19 protein-coding genes and 1 tRNA gene are annotated in these 15,603 nt (G+C 68.5%); 10 read left to right on the top strand and 10 right to left on the bottom strand.

Going from position 1 to position 15,603, the window contains the following annotated elements; all coding sequences use genetic code 11:
- The 9 genes from A3ES_RS0106245 to A3ES_RS0106205 all read left to right on the top strand — a co-directional run bounded on the left by A3ES_RS0106245 (position 1) and on the right by A3ES_RS0106205 (position 7,063).
- On the top strand, positions 1 to 339 hold the full coding sequence (locus A3ES_RS0106245; RefSeq protein ID WP_020385926.1) for a hypothetical protein: 339 nt from the start codon (positions 1 to 3) through the stop codon (positions 337 to 339).
- Between the two features lie 9 nt (positions 340 to 348).
- On the top strand, positions 349 to 750 hold the full coding sequence (locus A3ES_RS0106240) for a hypothetical protein (protein ID WP_020385925.1): 402 nt from the start codon (positions 349 to 351) through the stop codon (positions 748 to 750).
- The gene (locus A3ES_RS0106235) at positions 747 to 1,154 is read left to right on the top strand and encodes a hypothetical protein (protein ID WP_020385924.1); all 408 of its coding nucleotides are present in this window, start codon (positions 747 to 749) and stop codon (positions 1,152 to 1,154) included. The genes A3ES_RS0106240 and A3ES_RS0106235 overlap by 4 nt, the downstream gene beginning before the upstream one ends.
- Positions 1,155 to 1,238: 84 nt before the next feature.
- Positions 1,239 to 1,649, top strand: coding sequence for an HK97 gp10 family phage protein (locus tag A3ES_RS0106230; RefSeq protein WP_020385923.1), 411 nt, complete (start codon positions 1,239 to 1,241; stop codon positions 1,647 to 1,649).
- Positions 1,649 to 2,719: a hypothetical protein gene (locus tag A3ES_RS0106225; RefSeq protein ID WP_020385922.1), complete on the top strand. Its 1,071-nt coding sequence runs from the start codon at positions 1,649 to 1,651 to the stop codon at positions 2,717 to 2,719. Before A3ES_RS0106230 ends, A3ES_RS0106225 begins: the two co-directional genes overlap by 1 nt.
- A complete protein-coding gene (locus A3ES_RS0106220) occupies positions 2,716 to 5,448 on the top strand; it encodes a hypothetical protein (RefSeq protein ID WP_020385921.1) in 2,733 nt (910 codons plus the stop codon). Before A3ES_RS0106225 ends, A3ES_RS0106220 begins: the two co-directional genes overlap by 4 nt.
- A gap of 10 nt (positions 5,449 to 5,458) precedes the next feature.
- Positions 5,459 to 6,136: a glycine-rich domain-containing protein gene (locus tag A3ES_RS0106215; protein ID WP_020385920.1), complete on the top strand. Its 678-nt coding sequence runs from the start codon at positions 5,459 to 5,461 to the stop codon at positions 6,134 to 6,136.
- Complete coding sequence (locus A3ES_RS0106210; RefSeq protein ID WP_020385919.1) at positions 6,136 to 6,366, top strand: hypothetical protein; 231 nt, start codon at positions 6,136 to 6,138, stop codon at positions 6,364 to 6,366. Before A3ES_RS0106215 ends, A3ES_RS0106210 begins: the two co-directional genes overlap by 1 nt.
- A complete protein-coding gene (locus A3ES_RS0106205) occupies positions 6,359 to 7,063 on the top strand; it encodes a peptidoglycan recognition protein family protein (protein WP_020385918.1) in 705 nt (234 codons plus the stop codon). Before A3ES_RS0106210 ends, A3ES_RS0106205 begins: the two co-directional genes overlap by 8 nt.
- 107 nt (positions 7,064 to 7,170) lie before the next feature.
- Here A3ES_RS0106205 and A3ES_RS0106200 read toward each other — a convergent pair whose 3' ends face one another.
- The 5 genes from A3ES_RS0106200 to A3ES_RS54960 form a co-directional block, all read right to left on the bottom strand.
- Positions 7,171 to 7,449: a hypothetical protein gene (locus A3ES_RS0106200; RefSeq protein WP_020385917.1), complete on the bottom strand. Its 279-nt coding sequence runs from the start codon at positions 7,447 to 7,449 to the stop codon at positions 7,171 to 7,173.
- 28 nt (positions 7,450 to 7,477) lie between these two features.
- Complete coding sequence (locus tag A3ES_RS0106195; protein WP_020385916.1) at positions 7,478 to 7,945, bottom strand: DUF4234 domain-containing protein; 468 nt, start codon at positions 7,943 to 7,945, stop codon at positions 7,478 to 7,480.
- Between the two features lie 15 nt (positions 7,946 to 7,960).
- Complete coding sequence (locus tag A3ES_RS0106190; RefSeq protein ID WP_020385915.1) at positions 7,961 to 8,203, bottom strand: hypothetical protein; 243 nt, start codon at positions 8,201 to 8,203, stop codon at positions 7,961 to 7,963.
- Between the two features lie 71 nt (positions 8,204 to 8,274).
- Complete coding sequence (locus A3ES_RS0106185) at positions 8,275 to 9,159, bottom strand: tyrosine-type recombinase/integrase (protein ID WP_026162596.1); 885 nt, start codon at positions 9,157 to 9,159, stop codon at positions 8,275 to 8,277.
- A 400-nt stretch (positions 9,160 to 9,559) separates the two neighbouring features.
- The gene (locus A3ES_RS54960; RefSeq protein WP_169501752.1) at positions 9,560 to 9,706 is read right to left on the bottom strand and encodes a hypothetical protein; all 147 of its coding nucleotides are present in this window, start codon (positions 9,704 to 9,706) and stop codon (positions 9,560 to 9,562) included.
- A 118-nt stretch (positions 9,707 to 9,824) separates the two neighbouring features.
- Here A3ES_RS54960 and A3ES_RS0106175 point away from each other — a divergent pair.
- Positions 9,825 to 9,901: transfer RNA gene (locus tag A3ES_RS0106175), tRNA-Ile, on the top strand.
- A gap of 190 nt (positions 9,902 to 10,091) precedes the next feature.
- Here A3ES_RS0106175 and A3ES_RS46415 read toward each other — a convergent pair.
- The 5 genes from A3ES_RS46415 to A3ES_RS0106150 form a co-directional block, all read right to left on the bottom strand.
- A complete protein-coding gene (locus A3ES_RS46415; protein ID WP_020385912.1) occupies positions 10,092 to 11,270 on the bottom strand; it encodes a hypothetical protein in 1,179 nt (392 codons plus the stop codon).
- Between the two features lie 11 nt (positions 11,271 to 11,281).
- Complete coding sequence (locus tag A3ES_RS0106165; RefSeq protein WP_020385911.1) at positions 11,282 to 12,913, bottom strand: alpha/beta hydrolase; 1,632 nt, start codon at positions 12,911 to 12,913, stop codon at positions 11,282 to 11,284.
- Positions 12,914 to 13,019: 106 nt separating this feature from the next.
- Positions 13,020 to 14,279, bottom strand: a complete 1,260-nt coding sequence (locus tag A3ES_RS0106160; RefSeq protein ID WP_020385910.1) for a sensor histidine kinase — start codon at positions 14,277 to 14,279, stop codon at positions 13,020 to 13,022.
- 53 nt (positions 14,280 to 14,332) lie between these two features.
- Positions 14,333 to 15,004 carry a response regulator transcription factor gene (locus A3ES_RS0106155; RefSeq protein WP_026162595.1) on the bottom strand — a complete coding sequence of 224 codons (672 nt, stop codon included), beginning with the start codon at positions 15,002 to 15,004 and terminating at the stop codon, positions 14,333 to 14,335.
- A gap of 67 nt (positions 15,005 to 15,071) precedes the next feature.
- On the bottom strand, positions 15,072 to 15,569 hold the full coding sequence (locus tag A3ES_RS0106150; protein ID WP_020385908.1) for a pyridoxamine 5'-phosphate oxidase family protein: 498 nt from the start codon (positions 15,567 to 15,569) through the stop codon (positions 15,072 to 15,074).
- Positions 15,570 to 15,603: the final 34 nt, after the last annotated feature.

The raw sequence follows: 15,603 nt of genomic DNA, 5'->3' as shown, positions 1-15,603 counted from the left end.
ATGGCCGCACTCACCGCCACCACCCCCACGAACGCCGGCGTCGCCACGCCCGGTGCCGGTGTCGCCGCATCGGACACGATCGCCCGCGGCGTCATGGGCCCCAAGGGTGTCTACCTGGAGATCCTCAACGGCAACGCGGCCGTCGACAACATGACGATCAGCGACGCGAGCACGACCCCGACCGGCGCGGCTGCGGCCGCTAACGCGCCGTCCGTCACCAACGGCACGAACAAGACCTTCCACATCAAGCCGGACCAGGTGAACCCCGCAACCGGGCTCGTCACCGTCACCCACTCGGTCACCACGACCGTCACCTACAAGCTCTACCCGGTCGGATAGGAGACCCCGATGGCATTCGTCCACGGAAAGAACACGTTCATCAGCCTGAACGCGGTCGACCTGTCCGCGTACACCGATGCGTCCGAGCTGACCCGCAACCCCGACATCCACGACGTGACGACCTACGGCAAGAACGCGCACGTCAAGGTGGGCGGCCTGCTCGACGGCAAGTGCTCGATGAGCGGCACCTACGACAACACGGCAGGCGGGCCCCGCGGCACGATCGAGCCTCTGATCGGCACGAACGTGACACTGATCCGGCGGCCCGAGGGGACCGGCACGGGCAAGCCGCAGGACTCGGTGAACGTGGTTGTCGGCGAGTTCGTCGAAACCTCGCCGGTCGCGGACATGGTCAAGTGGTCGGTCGCGCTGGAGCTGTCCGACGACGTCACCTCGACGACGCAGGCATGAGCATGGACGAGGACCTGAAGGCGCGGCTGCTGAAGCCACGGCTGCCCGAGGGCGAAGTCGAGCTGGAGTTCGGCACCGTCCGCGTACGGGGCCTGTCCCGCGGCGAGGTGTTCATGGTCCAGCAGCTGAAGGGGATCGAGCTGCAGGAACGCAGAACCCTCGCTCTCGGCCTGCTCGACCCGGTGATGACCGAGGCCGAGGCCGGTCAGTGGCAGCGCAGCTCACCGGCGGGTGAGATCGAACCCGTCACCGAGAAGATCCGCGACCTGTCCGGCGTCGGCGCGAACTCCGAGAAGCAGGCGATGGCGACGTTTCGAGACGGACCCGACGACGGAGTTCGAGTTCCTGCTGGCGACGAAGCTGTCGATGACGGTGGGTCAACTCCGGGACCAGATGAGCAATGACGAGTTCGTGCACTGGGGCGTCTACTACGCCCGGATAGCGCAGCAGAAAGAGCTTGAACGACTGAAGGCCGGAAGGAGCCCGACATGACCGACGCGATCAAGATCGACGGACTGGCCGCGTTCACCCGCAACCTGAAGAAGCTCGACACCGACCTGCCCAAGGCGCTCCGGATGGCGTTCAACTCCTGCGCCGACGTGGTCGTCAACGACGCCCGCCGGTCCATCCCGACCAAATCAGGCAAGGCGAAAGCCTCGGTGAAGTCCCGCTCCACCGCCACCGCGTCCCGGGTCGTCGGCGGATCGAAGCGCGTCCCGTACTACCCGTGGCTCGACTTCGGCGGCCGCGTCGGCAAGAGCCGCTCGGTCAGCCGGCCGTTCATCAAGCACGGCCGCTACATCTACAACGCCTACTTCGACAACCAGGCCCGGTACGCCGAGCTCGTCGAGCAGGCGCTGCTGGACGTGGCCCGTCAAGCAGGGATCGAGGTCGACTGATGGCCAGCAAGCCGCAGGTCACCCTCACCTTCGCGGGTGACTCGACCAAGCTGGAATCCGCGTTCGACAAGGTCGGCAGCTCGGCCCGCAAGATGGACACCGACGTCGGCGCGGCATCGAAATCTGTCGGTGAGTCGGCATCGTCGTTCGACACCGTAGGAGAAGCAGCCGACGGCGCGGAAGGCAAAGCGCAGGGCTTCTCCGACACGCTGACCGGCACCAAGGACGTCATGGGCGGCGTCGGCGAGATCGCCAAGGGCAACCTGTTCGAAGGGTTCGTCCAAGCCGGCCAGGGAATGGCCGACCTCGCGGGCGGCCTGGCGTCGTTCCTGATCCCCTCGCTGAAGAACGGCGTGACGTGGATCAAGTCCACGACGATCGCACAACGGGCGATGAACGTCGCCATGCGAGCCAACCCGATCGGACTGGTGGTCACAGCGCTGGTTCTGCTCGGGACCGGGCTCGTGGTGGCCTACAAGAAGAGCGAGACCTTCCGCAACATCGTCAACGGTGCCTTCAACGCCGTGAAGAACGTAGCGGTCGGCATCTTCAACTGGATCAAGACCAACTGGCAGACGCTGTTCGCGGTCCTGACCGCGCCGTTCTCCCTGATGGTGAAGCCGATCTGGAAACACCGTGACTCGATCCTGGGCGCGATCAAGGCCGTGCCAGGAGCGATCGCCGGATTCATGCGCGGGGTCGCCGGCACGATCACCGCGCCGTTCCGCGCCGCCTTCGACGGAATCCGTGCCGCCTGGAACAACACGATCGGCGGCCGCGGCTTCAGCTTCCCCGGGTTCGATCCGCCCGGGCCCGGTTCGATTCCCGGGTTCTCGTTCACCATCCCCCGCTTCCACTCCGGCGGCATCGTCCCTGGCGGCATGGGCTCGGAGACGCTGGCGATGGTCAAGGCCGGCGAGCGGATCACCGCCGGGTCCAACTCCGGCAGCGGCGTAACGATCGTGTTGAAGGCGGACGGAACCGCGGCTAGCCGGGCGCTGGTGGAGATCATGCGAAAGGCGATCAAGGACGAGTTCGGCGGCAACGTCCAGGTGGCGCTGGGCCGATGAGCGACGAGCTGGTCGAGATGCTGATCGACGGCACGTGGACCGAGGTCACCACCGACGTCCGCGTCGCCAACACGATCACGGTCACCCGCGGGAAGGGTGAGCTGGCGTCACAGGCCGGCCCTTCGTCCTGCTCGCTGACGTTGAACAACCGTGACGGCAAGTTCTCGCCGCGCAACCCGGTCGGCCCGTACTTCGGGAAGATCGGCCGCAACACGCAGATCAGGGTGGCAGAGAAGGTCGATGCTGCCTTCGACGCCTACAGCAACACCTCGGGCACCGGCGACCTGTCCTGGACCCACACCCTGGCCGGCACGCCGACCGGCGTCGCGGTCTGGATCTGGCAGTACAACACCAACGCCAACCAGATCGCGTCGGTCACCTACGGCGGGGTCCCGATGGCCCTGAAGACGAACGGGCTGTTCACGCTGCAGGCCGTGAACGCGGTCGGCTACATGTACTGGCTCAACCGCAACATCCCGCCAGGTGCGCAGACCATCGTGGTGGACACCACCGCGGTGATCGGCCGGCAGGCGTCCGCGGTCAGCTTCACCGGCGGCTCCAACTGCGAGCTCGACAACAACCAGTTCGCCTACAGCGGCGCGACCCCGTCGGCCAACCCGGGCATGGGCCTGACCGTGTTCAAGCGGGCCGTGCTGGTCGGGTCGCTGCTCAGCGACCTGGACGACGGCTCGACCATCGCCGTGACGGCGGGGTTCACGGAGCTCGGTGAGCACGACATCGGCACCGAGACGGTCAACGTGATGCGGGCCGGGATCCAGGCGCCGGCGTCGTACGGGATCAACTGGACCGCGGCGTCGGCGGGCTGGGGGATCATGGCTGTCGCCGTGCGGGCCGTGTCGTACCGGTTCCTGGGCGAGATCAGCGAGCTCCCGCCGCGCTGGGACCTGTCCCACAAAGAGGCATGGGTGCCGGTCACCGCGGCCGGTGCGTTGCGCCGGTACCAGCAGGGCAACGAACCAGCCAACATCGGGCTGCGCGAGTACATCCTGTCGAAGCCGCAAGCCCTGACGTCCTATTGGCCGCTGTCCGGTGCCGAGGGCACCAAGTTCTCCATCAACCTCGGCAAGACTTGGGAGGGCTCCACCCGCTTCTTCCCCGAGTTCACCCCGAGCTTCACCTACGGCAAGGATCTCGGGGCGCCGTGGCTCGGGTCGGCGCTGGAGATCAACGCGACCGGCAACGTGTCGAACATGCGCGGCGACGTCGGCACCGGCGAACAGTCCGGGGTCGCGCTCGACTTCGTCTGGCAGTCCACGGCGATGGGTGTCCTGACGGCCGTGGTCGCCGACTACCGCGACAACCGGTGGTCCGTCACCCTCAACACGAGCACGGACGACGGGACCGCGCAGGTCAGCTTCGACGACCCGTCCGTCGGCCCGATCGGGTTCTCAGCCACCGGTGTACTGGCCGCACTGCAGGACCAGGAGGTCCACCACTGCCGGCTGCAGATGATCGTCAACGGCGCCGACACCGACTTCACGCTGTACATCGACGGAGTCTCCGTGGACACCGGCACCATGGCCGGCTACACGTGGCTCGGCACCGGAACCTGCCGCTTCTACTACTCCCGGTTCGTGAATCAGACCTACGTGAACCTGGCGCACGTCACGGTGTGGTCGGAGAACAACCCGGCCAACATCCCCTCTGCAGCCGACGTCTCTGCAGCCGTGCACGGCTACACCGGGGAGACCGCCGGCGCCCGCATGACCCGGGTCGCCGGGCTCGCCGGGATCCCGCTCAAGATCGTCGGCACCGTCGCGGACACCTCCAAGATGGGAGTGCAGTTCGCCGAACCGGTCCTCGCGCAGATCCGCGACGCCGAAGCCACCGACCTCGGCGTCCTCACCGAATCCCGCGACGCCCTGGAGCTGATGTACCGGACCCGGGCGTCGCTGTACAACCAGACACCGAAGCTCACGCTCGACTACTCGCTGAAGACGGTCGCGCCGCCGTTCGAACCGGTCGACGACGACGCGGCGATCCGCAACGACGTCACCGTGTCCCGCCGCAACGGCGACTCTTTCCGCCTCACCCAGACCAGCGGGTCACTCTCGACCCTCGCGCCGCCGAACGGTGTCGGCCCGTACTCCGACGAGATCTCCGTGAACTGCGAGACCGACGCGCAGCTGCCGGTCTACGCCGGCTGGTTCCTGAACCTCGGCACGCTCGACAAGCTCCGCTTCCCCACCCTGACCGTGAACCTCGCCGCACCCGCGGCCGCGGCGCTCAAGACGCAGGTCCTGGCGTGCGACGTCGGCGACCTGATCCGGATCACCAACCTGGACGTGCTCGGGATCTATGACGATCTCGACCTGATCATCGTCGGCTACGACGAGACGATCGATCCGGTCGTGCACACGTGGACCGCGCAACTGGTGCCGGCCGACCTGTACCAGCCTGCCGTGTACGCCACGAGCGAGACTGTCGGCACCGCCCGGTACGACACCAACAGCAGTGCGCTGGTGTCCGGGGTGACCAGCTCGGCGACGTCGCTGTCGGTGTCGTCGGTGCGGACCGTGTGGACGCTCGACGCGGACTCGTTCCCGTTCGACATCGTCATCGGCGGGGAGCGGATCACGGTCACGGCCATCACCGGTGCGACGTCGCCGCAGACGTTCACGGTGACCCGCGCAGTCAACGGCGTCTCCAAGGCGCACGACGCCAACGCCGACGTCCGCCTGTACCCCACACCCCGGTACGCACTGTGAAAGGAGCCTCATGGGCCAGCTAGCTGGAGACCGGATCATCGCACCCGGAGACCCGAACCTGCAGGTCATCACCGCTACCGGTGACTGGACCCGTCCGGCAGGGCTGCGGGGCGCGTGGGTGCGTGTCGTCGGCGCCGGCGGTGCCGGCGGCGGTTGCACGGGTGCCGGGTCTGGGCAGTCCGAGGGCGGGTACGGTGCCGGCGGCGGCGAAGCGGAGCGGTTCTACCTTGCGTCCGAGCTGGACGCCACAGTCCCCTGCGTGATCGGCGCCGGCGGCACCGGCGTCTCTGCCGGGACAGGGAACTCGGGCGGTACGTCGTCGTTCGACCCGGCCTCGGGTCCTGCGATCTCCGCGAGCGGCGGCACCGGCGGGAACCAGATGACGTCGACTACCGGGAACGGTGTCGCGAACGGTGGCCTCGGTGGGCTCGGGGTCGGCGGCACCCTCAACATCACCGGTGCTGCCGGCGGGAAAGGGCGTGTGCTGGCCGGACAGCCGGTCCTGACAGCCGTTGGCGGCGCGGCAGCCGGAGGCATGGGCGGAGGCGCTAGGAGCCTCACAGCGGCCGGTACAGGGCTCGCCGGGCAGCCCTACGGCGGAGGTGGCGGCGGCGCCTACGGCACGACCACGAACCAGACCGGAGGCGCCGGCGCACCCGGCGTCATCCTCATCCTCACGGTGTTCTGATGGGCGCCGAGTGGGTGGTGACGATCGGCGCGGTATGCGCCGCGCTCATCCCGGTCACGCTGGTTGCCCGCGGCATCTACCGGGCGTGGAAGCGGGTTGACGCGTTCCTGGAGGACTGGAACGGCGAGCCCGCCCGGCCCGGCCGGGCTGAGGTGCCGGCCATGCCGAAACGGATGCAGTTGGTTGAGGACCGGCTGACGAAACTGGAGGAGGCGGTACACCGTGGTTGACTACCTGCCCCGCACAGCGTGGGGTGCCCGGGTCGCTGAGGACGGGCCCGGGTCGCTGACTGTGGCCCGGGTCGAAGGGGTCGCGGTCCACTGGCCCGGCATGGGCCGCCGGCGCCTCGGCTCCCTGTCGGAGGTCGCGTCCGCTCTGCGCGGCTGGCAGAACTACCACATGGACCCGAAGCCGAACGGCCGCGGCTGGTCGGACATCGCCTATCAGGTCGCTGTCGACCAGGCCGGCCGGGCCTGGACACTGCGCGGGCTCCGAACCCAGTCAGGGGCCAACGGCAACACCGACGTCAACCAGAGGTTCGGCGCTGTCCTGCTGGTGGTCGGTTCCGGTGAACACCCGTCCCCGGCGATGATCGCGACCACCCGGGAAGTGATCCGCGACTTCCAGGCCATCTACCCGAACTGCGACCTGATCGCGCCGCACTCCAAGGTCAGGCCGGACGGCACCGACTGCCCCGGCGACCTGGTCCGGGCACTCATCAAGTCCGGGGCATTCACGCCCGGCACCGCACAGGAGGACGACATGCAGTACACCGAAACCCAGATCCGGGCCATGGTCCAGGCCGAGCTGGAGGAGTACCACCGAAGGTTGTGGGGCGAGGGCGGGACCGCGGGCGAGTTCATGCAGCGGACCGACGCTGCCCTCGTCCGGATCGAAGAGTCCGTCACGCCCCGGCAACCGTCATAAGCCTTCGCACAAAGCAGAAGCCCCCCGGGGTTCCAGTCCGGGGGGCTTCGTCATGCTCCCAAATGCACACGAACCGGTTGTCCTTAAGCCCGGCCCGCGGCAGCAGGCTACTCCAATCGCTCCAGCCGCTCGACATACGACCGGTCATGCTCCAGCAGATGGCACCGCGTCCCCGACAGCGGCTGATCCCAGTAGATCGTCACACCGTTCGCGGTGAGTCCGACGATGGTGCCGGTGCCGTAGTCGGGCGACCGTACGCCTTGCCGACTCACGATGCCGCCCGGGCCGACCATCTTCGCCGGATCGACCGGCACCACCTCGCGCCGAACCAGCCAGGCCGGCGCCTCATCGCCACGCCCGATGTTGTCCTGGTCTCCGGTAACCATGCGCAGCACGATACTCGCCCCCCCCCGGTCAGACGTAGAGCGCGACCTGGTCGCCGACCGCGGCGTCCTTGTACGAGTCCGTGACCTTGTTGAGCTGCACCTGGTAGTAGATGACCCCGGCCCCGCCGAGCAGCATCAGCAGCAGACCAACGCCCGGGCTGCAGCTCGCCGGCAGACCCGCGGCCTTCTGCGCGGCCTGGATCCGCTTCCCCGCACCGAAGTACGACACCAGCGGCGCGATCACCGTCCACCCGAGCAGGAGCAGGACCAGCATCGGGCCGGCGACCGGGACCACCCGGCGACGGTCGAACATCGCGAGTTCCTCGTGGATCTTGTAGTACCAGACCAGGTGGTAGATGCCGAGCGTGATCAGCGGCAGCCCGATCCAGGCGGCGGCCGGGTTCCGGCGCTTCATCTGTAGCCCGTCGGCGACCGGAACCATCCCGGCCCGGACGGTGGCGGGTGTGTTGGTCGGGATCTCTTCGTATTGCGACATGTCGGGTTTCCTCCCCTAGTCGTGTTCGGGATCGTCGTGGCGTTCCCATGCGTCCCCCGGAGGGTCGGCAGCGTACAGCTCGGGCCAGCCACGGGGCGAGAGCTTGGGCGGCACGATCTCGGCCGGCGCCGGGAAGATCACCAGCCGGATCGCGAGCAGCGTGGACTCGCACGAATGCATGAACGTGCGGCCTTCGATGATCGACCGGACCTCGGCGAGCTGCGTTGCCGGGTCCGGGATGGATAGGGTGTCGTTCACGTCCGGACCTCCGGTGTCCGTTCGAGGCCCCGGCCGGTGTTACAGCACCGGTCCGGGGCCGCCTAATGTATTTAGGCTGCATTGAGGCCGGCGGCTAGTACCGCGGCCCGCTTCGCTTTCGGTGGCGTCCGCACATAGCGAGCCGTCGTCTCAGGTTTTGAATGCCCCAACAATTCCTGCATCGCTCTCAGGTCACGGTCCACCGAGTACCCGACCGTCGCGAACCGGTGCCGCAACGTGTGACCCGTCCACGGCCCCGCCAGCAGCTGCTCAAGGAGCCGACCCACCGTGTCCGGGGTCAGATGACCGTGCTTTCCCGGGAACAGGTACCCGTCCGGCCGGCAACCCTTGAAGTACCGGAACCCCGTGCCGTGACCGCCGGCCGTACGCCGGTCGATCTCAGCCAGCACCGCGGCCGCCAGATCCGGATGGATCGGCACCAGCCGCTCCCGCCGGCCTTTCCCGTGGACAAGGAGCTCCATGTCGGTCCACAAGAAGTCGTCCAGATGCACGCGGGCGATCTCGCCGCGCCGCAGACCGCCGTACCCGGCGAGCATCAACAACAGCCTGTCGCGGTGGTTCGCGTCGGCCAGTGCCGCCTGGAGCACCTGGTCAGGTGTCGGCCGGGGAACCGGCGGGCTCGGCGTGATACTCGGCAGATCTACCGCCGGGTTGTCCGTCACCGCCATACGGCCGGACACGACAGCCCACCGGTAGAACACGACGACGCTCGCACGCGCCGACTTCTTCGTCTCCGACGACCAACTGTCGTTTGCCAGCCAGCTGACCAGGTCGTCCATCGTTACCTTGAGCGGATCACCGCGGCCGCATTCGAGACCGAGTCTGTTGATCCAGTACGTGCGTAGTCGGATGGTCTGCGCGGAACGGTCTGCCGCCCGCAGATAGGTCGTGAACGAAGCAATCATCACGACCCATGCCACCGCTGTTGCCCTCACGAGTTCGCCCCCCTTGGCGATCGATAAAATAACGCTCTGTGAAGGGGACATCGGTTTCCGATAGGTGCCTGTTACAACTACTTCGGAAATTGCAGGAAGTGACATGTCAGGCCACCATCGCGAGTCGACCCGCATTACCGGCAGGTTACTGGTTCGAGTCCAGTCGCGGGAGCAACCACAGAAGGCCGATTCCACCCCGAATCGGCCTTCCTGCCTGTCTGATCTCCCTAGGTCGCAGCGCGACGCTGAACTTCTCAGGCGCGCGGAAGCCCCGACTCAGAACGTCTCGGCGCGCGGAAAGCCCCGACCCGAAGGTCCTAGGGCGCGCGGAAAGCCCCGACCCGAAGGTTCTAGGGCGCGCGGAACTCGTTCCCGCCGCCCGTCGCCCTTTCAGCCGTCGTCAGCGCCGCTTGTCCTGCTTACGCTTCTCGATAGCCCGCTGAATCCGCTGCGGCGGCTGCCCGGTCAGCTTCGCGATCAACGGCACCCGGAACTTGTAGGCCGCCACAGCACCCACCACTAGCACCAGCAAGATGAACCAGCCCATCGAACTTCCCTTCATAGGACCTAGCCCCATCATCCCCCACCACACCAGCAAAACCCCTCAGTCATCACCCTGACCCACCCCTGGAATCCGATACCATCACCACGCGGCACCGCCGCCCGGGGCGGTAGCTCAGCCGGTTAGAGCAGAGGACTCATAATCCTTAGGTCGTGGGTTCGAGTCCCACCCGCCCCACCACGGAAGATCGTTCTGACCTGGATCGCCAGCTCCCGGTCGAAGGAGTGTTTCACCGCAGCCGGAGCGCGAACGTCAGGAGTGTCTGGTAGACGTTGCTGTACAGCGCCCAGGAAGCTACGTCGCAAACACCCGCCGGATCGATTCCGGACCCCACGTCGGTGGTACCGACGGTAAGCGGCGAGAAGAGACGTCAGTACTGGATGGTGTGGCGGGCGATGATGTCCTCGGCCGTTCCGGTCGTGCTGAGCGGCGGCGTGGCCTTGGGCCGGTCCTCCGTGAAGTACTCGCGGAAGTCGTCGCTCACCTCCTCCGTCATGAGCCGGATGGTGCTGTCCCAGCTGCCGTCGTCGGGGCCGTCCTTCGCCCACAGGTCGAGCAGCGAGCTGCCGACGCGTCCCTGGACGGTGTCACCGGTGTCCCAGCCGGGGGTGTCGGCGTCGTTGTCGAAGGTGGTCTCGCCGCCGTTCTCGTCCACATAGCGGTAGTCGCCCAGGACGTAGGCGGCCACGGCGTCGGCGAAGCCCTCGGTCCACGCGCACGTCGTGGAGCTGTGCTTGTCGACGAAGTGCGGGGCACAGTCCGTCACCTCGGGGAACTGGCGGTCGTAGAGCTGCCACTGCCACCAGTGCCCGGCCTCGTGGAGGATCAGGTGCTTGGAGTCGGTCATGCTGCCCGAGACGATCACGGCGTTGGCGCCCTCGGAGGTGTCCGTCTCATCGCGGTGGTACCAGTAGCCGGAGTCGCGGTTCTCGACCGGTTCCCAGACGAAGGTGAGCTTGTCGCACGTGCCGGTTTCCTGGTGACTGGTCCAGCAGTCCGACGCGGGGTTGCCGCGCTTCCAGTAGAGAAGGTTGAGGGTGTCGACGACGTGCCAGGCATTCTGCATCGTGGCCGGGACCTTGACGGTGCCGAGATTCTGGCTGGTGGAGACGTCGAAGCGGGAGGCCGAGTCGAAGGCGTACTCCGTCTTCGCGGTCCGGTCTCTGACGACCCGCCACATGTCGGTGCTGCTGGAGCGGAACTTCACATGGACCTCCGGCAGGGTGCCGGCGGCCTTGTAGCAGGCATTGAAGGCGCCGTTGTCGCTGTCTGTGATCCCGGAGGCGAGCCGCTTGGCTGACGCGTTGTCGGACGTCTTGCCCCACAGTTCCCAGTTGGCGTTGCGTGCGGGGGCGGTAGTCACAGGCTTCTTCTCGCCCGCGGCGGCGTCCTTGTGGTCGTAGGTCAGGGTCCCGCTGACGCAGGTCTGTGCACGGGGCTCGTCCTGTCCGGCGCAGGCCGCGATCGGCAGCAGCAGCCCGAACAGGGCCACGATAGTGATCGCTCCGGTGCCACGGCGGGGGCGGGGGGTGATGAGGGGGGCGGGCACTGCGGTCTCCTTCAGCAGGTGGCCCCGGAGGGGACCGTCTTCCGCTCGATGAGGTAGTCGTCTACGTGGTTCGTGACGCAGGCATTGCTGCGGCCGTACGCGGTGTGGCCCAGGCCCTCGTAGGTGAGGAGCATTCCGCCGGGGAACTGGGACGCGAGGCTCGCCGCCTCCTCGTAGGGGGTGGCCGCATCGCCGGTCGTGCCCACCACGAGGACCGGGGCGACGCCCGTGGCGCTGACCCGGTGCGGCTTCTGTGCGGTCCTGGGCCAGTCCTTGCAGATGAGTGCCGTGGTCACATTGGAGGTGCCGTACCGGCCCGCCGCTTTCTGGGCGGGGGCGAGGGCCTGCCAGTACGCCTGCGGATCGCGGGGGTGCGGGTTGTCGAAGCAGTTGACGGCTTGGAGCGCCGCGTCGCTGTTGTCGGAAGGAACCTCCGTGCCGGGCTCGCCGGCATCGCTCGGTCCGTCCGGGACCGGCTCCTCGGACTCCGCCAACGTGGCCAGCTTCGTAGCGTCGCCGCGGTCCGCGGCGGCCAGGGCCTCGGAGAGGTCCTGCCACTGCGTCTCGGGCGCGTACATCGACATGACGACAGCTCCGAGCAGCGCGTTCGCGTCGAGGCCGAACTCCTCGCCGGTGACCGGCAGCGGCTCGCGCGCGGTCTTCTCGAACAGCCTGTCCATCAGCGTGCGTATCTCCTCGGGGGTGCTGCCGGGGCAGCTGTCGCCTGCGACGTCGGCGCAGTGGGTGGCGTAGTCCTCGACCGCCCGCTGGAAGCCGACGCCCTGGCTCACGGCCCGCTTCGACCAGTCCAGGGAGGAGTCCACCGCACCGTCGAGGACCATGGCACGTACGCGTCGGGGGAATTGCTCGGCGTACGAGGTGCCCAGACTCGTCCCGTACGACCAGCCGAGATACGTGACCTGGGGCTCCCCGAGGGCCGCCCGCAGCACGTCCATGTCCCGGGCCACGTCCTCGGTGCCGACGTGCCGCAGGATGCCGGCGCTGTGCTTCGCGCACGCGTCCGCCTCCTGCTTCGCGGCCTCGAGAACGTCGGCCCGCTCGCCATCGGTCTTCGGGAAGAACGGATCGACCGCCTCCCTGGTCTGCTGGGCCCGCTCTTCCGGTGCCGGCTCGGTCGTCTCGTCGGCGGCCTCCTCGCTTCCCCCGCAGGTCAGCGCCGGCGAGCTGCCCCCGACGCCACGCGGGTCGAAGGAGACGATGTCGAAGCGGGCGCGCGCCTTCGCGCCGAAGGAATCGGTCATGCCGTCCTCGAGGAGGGACGTCGCCCCGGAGGAGCCCGGTCCGCCGGGGTTCGCGATGATCGAGCCGATCCGCTCGGCGGGCTTCGCCGTGACCGCTCGGGCCACCGGAAGGACGAAGGTCTTCCCGTTCGCCGGGTGCGTGTAATCCATCGGAACGGTCAGCTCGGCGCACTGGATTTCACCGCAGGCCTTCCACTTCAGCTTCTGCTGGTAGAAGGGCCTCAGCTCGGGCCGGGTGGCGGGGTCGGCGGGCCCGGCCCCTGCCTTCGGCCGGCCCGATCCCGATCTCGATGCCGCAGGCGTCGTGCAGGCGGCGAGCGTGGTGGCGCCCAGGACGGCCAGGACGATGGCCAGGGCGTGTTTGCGGACTGCGTGGTTCAACGAGGTGCTCCCCTGTTCGGTTCACTGGGGAGCTTGGCGGGTCGATGCTGAGGATTTGATGAGGACGGCGGGGGTGCGTGGCCGCCGGCGCCCGGGACCGGGTCGGTCAGCCGCTGCTGGGCAGGCGCAGGACGAAGCTGGCGCCCCCGCGGTCGCCCCGGTCGGCGGTGAGGGTGCCGCCGTGGGCATGAGCGACCCAGGACGCGATGGAGAGCCCGAGACCGGTGGACCCCGACCCGCTGCGGAACCGCTCGAACAGCGCCCCCGCGACCTCCGGGGGAAGTCCCGGCCCCGCGTCGTCGACCGTCACGGACCCGTCCCGTCCGACGCTGATCCGGACGTCAGCGGGTACCCCCGGGAGGTGCCCGTGCGCGAGGGCGTTGCCCAGCAGATTGGCCACCGCCCGACGCACCAGATCGGGATCGGCGTTCACGACGCTCTCCTCGGTGCGGACCGTCACCCGGTGTCCCTCGACCGGAGCGTCCGCGACGACCGCCTCCACCAGCTGGTCGAGTCGCAGCGGCTCACGCGCGAGAGTCGCCGCGCCGGACATGAGCCGTGCCCGGGTGAGCAGCCCGTCGACCAGGCCCCCCATACCCTCCGCCAGCCGCAGCGTGCGCCGCAGGACATCGGTGCTGTCCGTCTCGCCGCGCAGCGCGGTCTCGGCGAGCGTACGCAGTGACGCGGTCGGCGTCCGCAGGTCGTGCGCGGCGTCAGCGAGGAACGCCTCCTGCTGGCCGAGCACGGACAGCGCGGGCCGGACGGCCCGTCCGGACAGTACATGGCCGACGACCGCCGAAACGCCGACGAGCACCAGGCAGCCCCCCGATACCAGCCAGACCAGCCGGCGGTGGTCGGCCAGCTGGTCGGAGACCGCAGCCATGGTCACGATGGCTCCCTGCGGAGGATCATCCTCAACCGCGTCCGGATGGTAGAAGGGCATCGCGAACACGCGGACCGGTTCCCCGTCCGTCGTCACGCGGTCGGAGGTCGCGAGCTTGTCGTCGAACACGGCCGCCGCCGCTGCGGCCCGCACCTCGGCGGCGGGGACGCTCAGACAGGGCCGGCGCGGTGTGTGCTCGATGACCAGATCCGAGACCTTCTGCTTGCCGGGCGGCAAGGAGAAGACGGTCAACGGAGGGCAGGCGGTCCCCATGGCGTCCACCAGGACGCCGGTGTTCAGCCGGTCGTCCTCCTCGGTCTCCAGCAGTCCGATCGCCCAGCTCGTGTCGACGTTCATCGACCGGTCCAGCTGCTCGCGCCACCGGGCGTCGTCGCTGCGTACCGCGAAGACGGCCATGATGCCCATCCCCACGGCGCTGGTGAGCGCGAAGAGCGCGGTGATGCGCCACCGCAGTCGGCGCACCCTCGTGGTGGGGGTGACCTGCCCCGACCCACGGACCCTCGCTCGCCGCCGGTTCACGAAGAGCCGTCCGCGGCGAGGCGGTAGCCGACGCTCCGGACGGTGTGGATGAGCGGCGGCTGGCCTAGCTTGCGGCGGAGCTGAGAGATGAGGACGTCCAGGACATTGGACTGCGGCTCGGCCATCTCGTCCCAGCAGCTCTCCAGCAGCTCCGAGCGGGAAACGGCCTGATCGGCACGCGTGGCCAGCATCTCCAGGACCGCGAACTCCCGGCTCGTCAGGGTGAGCAGCACACCGGCGCGGTGCACGCGCCGGCGGGCGGTGTCGATCTCCAGGTCGCCGACGTGATGGACGGGCGGGCGGACGACCGCAGAGCGCCGGCAGAGACTGCGTACCCGGGCGGCCAGCTCCGGGACGGCGAACGGCTTGATCAGGTAGTCGTCACCGCCGCTCGCGAAGCCCTCGACACGGTCGGCGACCGAGTCGCGTGCGGTGAGGAAGAGCACCGGGACCTCCCGGCCGCCCCGGCGCAGCGTTTCCACGTACGTGGCGGCGTCCCCGGACGGGAGCATCCGGTCGAAGACGGCGCAGTCGTACGCGGTGACGAACAGCGCCTCGTCGGCCTGGGGCAGGTCGGCGGCCTCGTCGACGGCCAGTCCGGCGGCACGCAGCGCGGCGGCGATCCCGAATCGCAGATTGTCGTCGTCCTCGACCAACAGCACTCGCACGCCGCACACCCTAGCTCCTCTGCGAGCGGGGCCGCCGCAGCAACGGGCCCTGGACTCAGAGCGTGATCTAGGAGTCTTCCTGCCAGGCGTGTTCGGCGAAGCTGAAGAGGCGGTGGGGGGTCATTCGTAGCCAGGCTGTTGCCCAGTCCAGGGTGCCGCCGGCGTTGCGGAGGAGGGTGGCGTCGTGGACCTCGGCTGGGGCCGTCGTCAGGACCTCGGCTGGGCCTTCGGTGAGTACTGCGGCGTGGGTGTCGTGTTCGCCTTCTAGTACAGACAGCGCTAGCCACGGGTGGGCCTGGACGTTGCGGAGGCGGACTGCTCCGCCGACGGTGGGGAGCCAGAAGGCCTCCGCGTGGATCGTGAACAGCGTCGGTGCGGCGTGGGCACGGCCGTCAGCCCGGGTGGAGGAGGCGAGCGCATAGGTACGGCGCTCCAGATAGCCGGCCAGCTGGGGGCCGGTCATCCGTCGTTCGGGCGGGTACGCCGCGCGCACGGCCTGCCCGCCCTGGCTGAATGACGCTTCTTGCAGCCGGTCCAACCAAGTCGCCAGATTCGGATCGTTCACGCCTCGGATCTTATTCGGCCAGGCAGCGGGCGTG

Source organism: Kribbella catacumbae DSM 19601 (assembly GCF_000372465.1).
GTDB lineage: Bacteria > Actinomycetota > Actinomycetes > Propionibacteriales > Kribbellaceae > Kribbella > Kribbella catacumbae.
This window is presented reverse-complemented; position numbering and strand designations above follow the sequence as displayed.